Below are 8,199 nucleotides of genomic sequence, written 5' to 3'. Positions count from 1 at the left end.
ACTAAAAAAACAATGGGCTTTCTCTAATCTGAGTTCTATTATCAGACTGCACCTGATGAGTTATATCCATCTGTTTAACTTTCTGAACGATCCCGAGAAGCTGTCCGTCGCAACTGCTCACGACCGGCAACTAAAATTGGGGGGCTTGGACATCGGGTTTAAAACATAAATCCTTGTTTTTATCTCCTAATCAATCCTTTTTTTAACAATGAAACTTTTTACCGGACAACAGTGAACGGAGTGAAGCATCTATTATTCGTCATGCATCTTCGCCCTGTACAGTCTGCGAATAGATCCTTCACTCCGTTCAGGATGACAAACCTTTTAAAACGTCATTTCCCCTTCAGAGTTTCGCGAAATTTTACCACTCGTATGACGTGTAGATATGTGCTTCATCAGAAGTATAAAAACATTAATAAATCAAATTTAGACACCTCTAAGGCTTGCTATTGGATGGCAAGTGATATCCTAATCTTATTGTGGTTCAGATTACAGTGGTTGAAAGCGCACTTACTGTAATACCAATTTTAACACATTGGAAAGTACCGGATTATGGTCGTCTGCTCTCCAGTTGATGTACAGATCAGTTTTAAAAGGAAGCTTGATGAATCGTAATCCCGGACTGTCATGATACATGTAAGAATCTGGCAATATGGCTATCCCAAGCCCTTTCCGAACCAATGCTATGATCGTCGATCCGAATTCTGAATGCAGGTAAACGTCGGGGACGATATCAAAAGACCTGAACATTTGCTGAATAATATCACTATAGCTACTGCCCTCATCTTTTACCGGCAGTATAAATTTTTGTTGAGCAAGGGTTTCTTTAGAAACATCATCTATAGTATGGTAAAAGTGATCTTCCGGAACTACAATTGACAGGTAATCGCTGTAAATTTTTTCCGATCTTATTCCCTGGGCATTATTAATGTCCCTTGTAATAGCCAAATCGATCTTATAATTGGTGAGAAACTCTTGCTGGTTTTCGTATCGCAGCTGCACCAATTCAATTTGCAGTTTAGGAAATGTATTGGAAATACGGGCAATGATATCCGGCATCAGAGAGCCTGAGATTGAATCCGGATGAGCAATTCTTATCGTGCCGCTTTCCCCTAAATGCATCTGGCGGGCAAATTGATGAATAAATTCAAGCTCATTCAATTCCACTTCCCACTTTTCCATCAAAAATTTACCTGCCGGGGTCAGTTTTACATTACGCTTATTACGCTCAAATAATTGAACCCCCAACTCACGCTCTAAAGACTGAATATGCCGACTGAGGGCGGATTGCGTAATGTTCATCTTTCCGGCTGTATTCCAAAAATGAAGCTCCTGTGCTAACGCTAAAAAGTATTTGATCTGCTGCAAGTCCACTAATGCAATATATGCATTAATGGATGAGAAAATAGCATTTTATCGCATTTAATAACATCATAAATTTGCACTATGGAGAACTTAAAGATTGATCAGGTAAAACTGAACGACGTTGCACAACTTCAAAATATAGGCAGACAAACCTTTTCTGAGACTTTTTCGGCAGTTAATACCGAAGAGAACATGACGAACTATCTTGAAGAGGGTTTTTCTGTAGATAAACTAACTGCTGAGCTGAACAATACATTATCACAGTTTTATTTTGCAGTATTGGATGGTGAGGTTATTGGTTATCTGAAGCTAAACATTGGGCAGGCGCAAACTGATATTAAAGACAACGATGCGCTGGAGATTGAGCGGATATATGTATCGCAGGCATTTCATGGAAAGCAGGTCGGTCAACTGTTGTACAATAAGGCTATTCAGATTGCCCGACAGGCAGGTGCCCGTTATGTTTGGCTTGGCGTATGGGAAAAAAATCCAAGGGCGATTAGTTTCTATAAGAAAAACGGTTTTACGGAGTTCGACAAGCATATTTTCATGTTAGGTACAGATGAACAAATTGATATCATGATGAAAAAGGTTTTAAAAAACGATTGAGAGATGGAAAAAAAGAATGTCTTTCTTATGCTATTGATATTAGGAACCGCCTTTTGGGGCATATCATTTTCAGTCACCAAATTGGCTATCGGCCATGCTTCCTCATCTACATTTTTATTCTATCGCTTTTTAGCAGCAACAGCGGTTCTGTCGGTCATATTCCCGGGGTATTTAAAGATGATAACCTGGCATTCCGTTAAAACAGGAATAAGTTTAGCCGTTCCCCTTTGCTTCGGAATTCACTTACAAACGTTGGGTATCAGGCATAGCTCAGCTTCACAATGCTCTTTCGTTGCAGGCATGTGCGTGATTATTATACCGCTGTTAAAAGTGATGTTTTACAAGACTATTGCACCTGCAAAAATCTGGGTGGCTGCAGTTATTGCTTTGGCGGGTTTATCAATTATCTCCATAAATGATAATTTTTTGGTTAGCATTGGCGATTTGTACACAATTGCCGGCGCGCTTGGCTTTGCTATTTACCTGATCAAAGTAGAAAAGCACGCCAAATTACAGGATATAGCATACGTTATCGTCCCTATGTTTGCAGCATGTTCAATAATCACCTTGTGTTTTGCCTTGACAGACAACAGCGTAAACTGGCTGCCCGAAGGCAATGACTTTTGGGTGGGCGTCGTTTTTTGTGCGCTATTCTCCACAGCTTACATGTATACGGTTTCCAATCTCTCCCAACGTTACCTGAGTGCCGAAAGAGTTGCTATTATTTACCTCTTTGAACCGGTGTTTGGTGCAATCGCTGCATATTTCATTTTAGGTGAGCATCTTACCTGGCGATTGTTTATGGGTGGGAGCCTGATTTTTGCTGCGACCCTTATTTCGGAACTAAAGTTTAGCCAAAAAGCAAAATACCTGAAGCAAATCCAAAATGAGAATTTGTAATTTAGCCCCTGGTTGGTATTTTCAGGCCGACCATAAGCTGAATAGTTCGCCGTCTGGGCAAGCTCTCAGTTCAAATATCAGTATTTAATTCACTCCCTGGTTTTGTATTTAGTGTTTTATAAGAATGTCAACTAAAACACCTAAAAGTGTCGCCGAAATTAAAAATGTAAGCATTCCTAATATATATGAAGTAAATGCTTTAAGGTAATTTATCACTTTGTTTTGATTGAAAAATTGTCCAATTGCCCAGGTGCAATATGATACACCTATCATCCCAGAAACTTTCATTAGGTTTAGTTTTGTTAATCCTTCAAAAAGTGCAAAAACAGAAAATATCAGCATTCCTATTCCCATCACAAAGCATAGCAGAATCAATATTTCAAAAAAATTATAATCATACTTTCTGTAAAAAATCTTGATCCAAAAGGCAATAAATACCCCCATTATAATATTCGCATAACCATAATGATTTTCAACCCAATGGAAAATTACAGTTGTTGCAGACTGTTTTGTATCATGAAAATTAACATATCCTTCTTCAATGTGAAATAAATTATTAATTACTGTATATATTAATGAGGTTACTATGACAAATATTAGCGGTTTTACAAGCCTGCTTCTGTCCTCTTTGATAAATTTCCTTACATTTTGCCCGGGTCTGATCAGCAATTCTTTTATGGTATAAAATATGCCCTTTTCAAAATGTAAAACATGCCAGATTTCGTGTAAGAAATAATGTTTATCAACTCTTTTAATTTGTACAGCCTGGCCGCAATTGCCACAAAAATTGTTGTCGACTGTATTATTGCAGTTTTTGCAATTAATAAGATTAATAAGCATAAAGGTTATAGATTATTACGATACAAGGTTTTATTTATCATTACCGGTTTTAATGAAAATCAAACAAAAATTGTTTCCTTCAAAGGTAAATACAAAAATATTTAAAAAAACTACACTATGGTGTAAATTTACTCCCAGTATAGTGCAAATGAAAGATTACAATAATTCCAGCCTGTTAACCAAGAACAACTTAGGGAAAATACCGGAGGAGGACCGTTTTGAACAAAACGATTACCTGGAAGCCGTAAAATCCTTTGCGAGATTAACGTACGAAAGCGTGTACATAATTAACTATGAAAATATGTCTTTTGAGTACGTTTCAGAAAATCCATTATTTCTGTGTGGATATTCACCCGGGGAAGTGCTGAATTTAGGCTATGAGTTTTATTTTAAAAATGTTCCTGAAAGCGATTTGGAAATGTTGAACCTGATAAATGAAACAGGATTTGATTTCTTTAAAAAGTTGCCAGGCGATGAGAAAAAGAAGTATAGCATAAGTTATGATTTCCATTTGGTAAATAAAGATGGTAAGCATATTCTTATTAATCATAAACTTACTCCATTGTTTCTAACACGCGAGAAAAAGATGTGGAAAGCAATGTGTATCGTTTCTATTTCGCATCATAAAAATGCCGGCAATGTTTTTATATACAAACAAGGCACTGATGACATGTGGAAACTGGATCTAAAAAAAAATGTTTGGCGTAAATCAGAGAAACCGAAACTCACGAAAAGAGAAATAGAAATACTGCAGCTGTATGCACAAGGGTTAACGATTAACCAAATTGCCAAAAAGATATTTGTTGCTCCTGATACAGTTAAGTACCACAGGAGGCGAATTTTTGAGCGTTTGAATGTAAGTAATATAATAGAGGCGCTTTCTTATGCCGTTAACAATAAGATTATTTAATCATAACTCTCATAATTTGGGATATATGCCCTAAATGTTGCATACTTCACAGACCAATCTAAATGCCTCGTGATAACAATAGCTATTAAGACCTTTTTAGAAAACAAAATCATCAACAAAATGGTGCGGTGAAAACACCGGCAAGCGGCTAAATTGCCTCGTGCAACGCGCTAAAGACGAACTGTCTTTTCCAGGCGTTCCGCAGATGAACTCCGTTATACTCTTAGACCAGGAAAAGCAAAATTAATTGATCACCCACCATTATAAGCCCGCTGCAGGGTTTCGATGTCAACTTTCTTCATTGTCATAAAAATTTGCGTAACGCGCGCAATCTGTTCAGGGCTGCCGTTCCTGAGCGCATCTAACATCACGGTGGAGGCCACCTGCCAGGATACACCGTATTTATCCTTCAGCCAGCCGCATTGGCCGGCTTCGCCATCAGCCGAAAGTGCCGACCAGTAATAGTCAATTTCTTCCTGGGTTTCACATGGGATCAATAGCGACACCGCGTCGTTAAAACCGAATCCATGCTGATGCGCGCTATCCATAGCGGCCAGCCAGGTTTTATCAACGTAAAAATCAGCGTACATAAGTGTGCCTGCTTTATCCGGCCCCATATCCTCCGGGCGCGGGGCGGCATTACCGCGTTTGCTGTCTTTAAATACCGAGCAGTAAAAGCCGATGGCTTCATCGGCTTTACCGGCCACCGGTTGGGTGAACAGCAGCGATGGAACAATCACGGGCCTTTCCTCGCCCGACGGGTTAGTCAGGATGAGTTGCCAGGATACACCGTGTTTATCAGCTACCCAGCCATAGCGTTCACTAAAAGGATAGCTATCCAGCGGCATCAGTACTTTTCCGTTCTCAGTCAACTTGCTCCAAACCTCGTCGATGTGTTTCGCGGCATCCGGGTCATGCGAGGGGTCGAAGTTGATCATGAAGGAAATGGATGGATTGATCCCAAGCTTGTGCTCTGAACTAATACCCAGGAACGGCTGGCCGGCAACGGTAAATTCAACTACTTCGCATTCGCCGCCGCCAGGCATTGAAAAATGATTTACATAACTAACAGCCGAGCCGGGCATTAAGGTTGCGTAGAATTCAGCTGCTTGTTTTGCTTCCTGGTCGAACCAGAGGTGTGGTTTGATGGGTAACATAGGTAAATGGTTTTTGAGGTTATATATTGATAAAGATCGTAAGCGCTATTTGTTTTGATCAAATTATTTAACTACCTCAAAATTAAATGATTTTTTTCGTCCCGGTTAGTGCCATTCAGGCCATTTTAGAGGGTGTATTGCGACAATATTTCACTCGTGATAACCTATTAAGGCCTTTTTAGAAAACCAGATCATTAACAAATGATGTGGTGAAAATGCCGACCATAAGCTGAATAAATATGCTGGGGCGGTGAGTCATTATAGGGATGCTAAAAAGCAATTTTATCAGCAATTTTATCTACCTTATTTACACCATAAAAATGCAATAAAATGGAGCCGCCAATAAATTGTTACGATTAGATAGAGATAAGTGATTGATGATCGGACAATCGGCATCTACAAATTGTCGCGTATAGCCATGTACAATGTCGCTTAATGACACCCGGTTTACTTTATAGCAGTACTATATTTGTATATGAACTTTTTAAATATACAGGTATGGAAAACAGGCAAATTATCGAGATAATCATTAAAGCTTTTAATGATAACGATGACGAAACAATAATAAAATATATGGCCGATGATGTGGAGTGGCATATCTTAGGTGATGATGTCATATCGGGTAAGGAAAACATCGGCTATTTTTTTTCAAACAACCCGGAAATTAAAGTGATCACCTGCACTCAGGATCATTTTTTGATTGACGGAGACCAGGCATCAGTGAGCGGTGAAGTGCAATGCCAGAACCGTGACGGAAAGGTATTTGATATGTATTATTGCGATATCTACGAACTGTTCAACGGTAAAGTCAAAAAAATGATCACCTATGGGGTGAAAAAACCAACTGGAGCACCGGTTAAATAGGACACCAGTTATTGGATCAGTTTAGCTATCTTTTGCAATGGAATTGTTTCTGCAAATTCCAGTATTTGTGTATCTGTACAATCATCTACTTTAAAAGTAATTAAAGCACTTCCCAAAGGTATCTGTAACTCGTAATCATTTTTGTCATTTGTGCTACCTGTCTGTTTTTCAAGCCTTGCTTTATAACCCTGGACTTTTACAGTTTTGGTCTTACCATCATTCATCATTCCACCTAAAAGAGGTGTATTTAATACCGTATTCGTCATAGCAACCAATGGGGAATTACTGATGATAGAAATATCAGCTTTCCTGCCGCCTTTCTCATAAGAGCGGTGTATAGTAGCTCCTACGTAACCAATATTGGAAGCAACATTATCTTCCTTTGCAATGATTTCCATTGCATCCATTTTAGGTGGCAACAATTTTAGCACTTCCTTACCAATTATCAGGTCAACTTCCTGCATGGCTTGCTGCAGAGCAAAATGTGTTTCTTCCAGTTTGCCTGCACCGTAGGCAGTTTTAGCAGTGGTCATTGCTTTAGTGAAATTTTGTGCAACGCCAGTACTTATAAAGGCGATGACTGCGATTAATGTTATAAAAGCCTTCATGAATTTTTTTGTTGAGATTAAAATTATTGTTCCCCAAGCATCTTTTTTATTCCGTCAATATCAAAAGTATTAGCGGCAGTCATCACTTCCTGCTCGTTGGCAAAGTTGATACATTCCCAAACAATCATGGAACTTTGGCCAATGGATACTATCAATGTATATCCCTTACTGTCTTCGTATTGAATGATTGCTTTGTTGCCTTTGACCCTCACCTGTTTAAAATTTTGTTTAGCGCCATTGGCTTCGATCATACCGGCATTTGAAAAATATAAAGCAGCCAAACCTGCATAGATTCCTGCATTTCCAACAGTAATTGTCAACTGTTTATCGGCGTTGTTTTTCCACACCCGGTGAATGTTCAGGTTACTCCAGCCCCATTGAGTACTCATTACTATGTCCTGTAGTGTATCTACGTTTAAAGCGACTACCGAAGCGGGTAAAGATTTGAGAATCTGTCGACCCAATTGAATCTCTACACCCATGAGCGCCTGCTGTAACGAATACCGGACATCGCTGTAATTCTTAGCCGCATGGGCTGTTTCAGCTTCTGCCATTTGAGCTTTTACATCAGGGGGGGCAGTATTACTTAATCCGCCACCGCCTTTATTGGAGGGATTACCGGAAGAGCCGGAGTTACTATTGCCTGATCCGGTTTCAGGAGGAATGCCGGCCTTTTTGTCTACTTCCTTATTTACTGCTTTATTCACCTTGTCTTTGAGCTTCTTTAAGAATCCTTGTGACGAGGCGGTATTAGTAACCATAAGTGCAATAAGGAAACAGAGCAAGTACAAAACCTTTTTCATAAATAAACATTTACATTTGTCAATAAAGAAAAGATAAGTTACATTGGTTTAACACACTTAAAGCTAAGCATTTAAATTGATTCTTGCAATACGTAAAAATCAACAGGTTGCAGATGATTTTGCCAGCACTTTTTAGCCTCTGA

At 39.1% G+C, this 8,199-nt stretch carries 9 protein-coding genes; 4 read left to right on the top strand and 5 right to left on the bottom strand.

Features of this window, described 5'->3' with window-relative positions; translation table 11 throughout:
* Nucleotides 1-510: 510 nt before the first annotated feature.
* Nucleotides 511-1,374 carry a LysR family transcriptional regulator gene (locus AC1DQW_RS11880; RefSeq protein WP_477454274.1) on the bottom strand — a complete coding sequence of 288 codons (864 nt, stop codon included), beginning with the start codon at nt 1,372-1,374 and terminating at the stop codon, nt 511-513.
* A gap of 72 nt (nt 1,375-1,446) precedes the next feature.
* Between AC1DQW_RS11880 and AC1DQW_RS11875 the strand changes: the two genes are divergently transcribed.
* Nucleotides 1,447-1,974 (top strand): GNAT family N-acetyltransferase, encoded by a 528-nt coding sequence (locus AC1DQW_RS11875; protein WP_477454273.1) that lies wholly within the window; start codon nt 1,447-1,449, stop codon nt 1,972-1,974.
* 3 nt (nt 1,975-1,977) lie between these two features.
* Nucleotides 1,978-2,874 (top strand): DMT family transporter, encoded by an 897-nt coding sequence (locus AC1DQW_RS11870; RefSeq protein WP_477454272.1) that lies wholly within the window; start codon nt 1,978-1,980, stop codon nt 2,872-2,874.
* Nucleotides 2,875-2,982: 108 nt separating this feature from the next.
* Here AC1DQW_RS11870 and AC1DQW_RS11865 read toward each other — a convergent pair whose 3' ends face one another.
* The gene (locus AC1DQW_RS11865; protein ID WP_477454271.1) at nt 2,983-3,714 is read right to left on the bottom strand and encodes a DUF3667 domain-containing protein; all 732 of its coding nucleotides are present in this window, start codon (nt 3,712-3,714) and stop codon (nt 2,983-2,985) included.
* Nucleotides 3,715-3,766: 52 nt separating this feature from the next.
* Here AC1DQW_RS11865 and AC1DQW_RS11860 point away from each other — a divergent pair, with 52 nt between their 5' ends.
* On the top strand, nt 3,767-4,624 hold the full coding sequence (locus AC1DQW_RS11860; RefSeq protein ID WP_477454270.1) for a response regulator transcription factor: 858 nt from the start codon (nt 3,767-3,769) through the stop codon (nt 4,622-4,624).
* Nucleotides 4,625-4,875: 251 nt separating this feature from the next.
* Here AC1DQW_RS11860 and AC1DQW_RS11855 read toward each other — a convergent pair whose 3' ends face one another.
* Nucleotides 4,876-5,781, bottom strand: a complete 906-nt coding sequence (locus AC1DQW_RS11855) for a VOC family protein (RefSeq protein ID WP_477454269.1) — start codon at nt 5,779-5,781, stop codon at nt 4,876-4,878.
* Nucleotides 5,782-6,279: 498 nt separating this feature from the next.
* Between AC1DQW_RS11855 and AC1DQW_RS11850 the strand changes: the two genes are divergently transcribed.
* On the top strand, nt 6,280-6,645 hold the full coding sequence (locus AC1DQW_RS11850) for a nuclear transport factor 2 family protein (RefSeq protein WP_477454268.1): 366 nt from the start codon (nt 6,280-6,282) through the stop codon (nt 6,643-6,645).
* Nucleotides 6,646-6,653: 8 nt separating this feature from the next.
* On the opposite strand, the gene AC1DQW_RS11845 is transcribed toward AC1DQW_RS11850, so the two are convergent.
* Nucleotides 6,654-7,253 carry a hypothetical protein gene (locus tag AC1DQW_RS11845; protein ID WP_477454267.1) on the bottom strand — a complete coding sequence of 200 codons (600 nt, stop codon included), beginning with the start codon at nt 7,251-7,253 and terminating at the stop codon, nt 6,654-6,656.
* Nucleotides 7,254-7,276: 23 nt separating this feature from the next.
* A complete protein-coding gene (locus AC1DQW_RS11840) occupies nt 7,277-8,056 on the bottom strand; it encodes a hypothetical protein (RefSeq protein ID WP_477454266.1) in 780 nt (259 codons plus the stop codon).
* Between the last annotated feature and the right edge of the window lie 143 nt (nt 8,057-8,199).

The organism is Mucilaginibacter sp. P5_A4 (genome assembly GCF_056400605.1).
The sequence above is the reverse complement of the archived record's forward strand: the minus strand, read 5'-3'. Positions and strand labels throughout refer to the sequence as shown.

Excerpts from the sequence above, each read along its gene's own strand:
- AC1DQW_RS11875 (WP_477454273.1), top strand. The coding sequence starts at position 1,447 with ATGGAGAACTTAAAGATTGATCAGGTAAAACTGAACGACGTTGCACAA.
- AC1DQW_RS11870 (WP_477454272.1), top strand. The coding sequence starts at position 1,978 with ATGGAAAAAAAGAATGTCTTTCTTATGCTATTGATATTAGGAACCGCC.
- AC1DQW_RS11865 (WP_477454271.1), bottom strand. The coding sequence starts at position 3,714 with ATGCTTATTAATCTTATTAATTGCAAAAACTGCAATAATACAGTCGAC.
- AC1DQW_RS11860 (WP_477454270.1), top strand. The coding sequence starts at position 3,767 with ATGAAAATCAAACAAAAATTGTTTCCTTCAAAGGTAAATACAAAAATA.
- AC1DQW_RS11855 (WP_477454269.1), bottom strand. The coding sequence starts at position 5,781 with ATGTTACCCATCAAACCACACCTCTGGTTCGACCAGGAAGCAAAACAA.
- AC1DQW_RS11850 (WP_477454268.1), top strand. The coding sequence starts at position 6,280 with ATGGAAAACAGGCAAATTATCGAGATAATCATTAAAGCTTTTAATGAT.
- AC1DQW_RS11845 (WP_477454267.1), bottom strand. The coding sequence starts at position 7,253 with ATGAAGGCTTTTATAACATTAATCGCAGTCATCGCCTTTATAAGTACT.
- AC1DQW_RS11840 (WP_477454266.1), bottom strand. The coding sequence starts at position 8,056 with ATGAAAAAGGTTTTGTACTTGCTCTGTTTCCTTATTGCACTTATGGTT.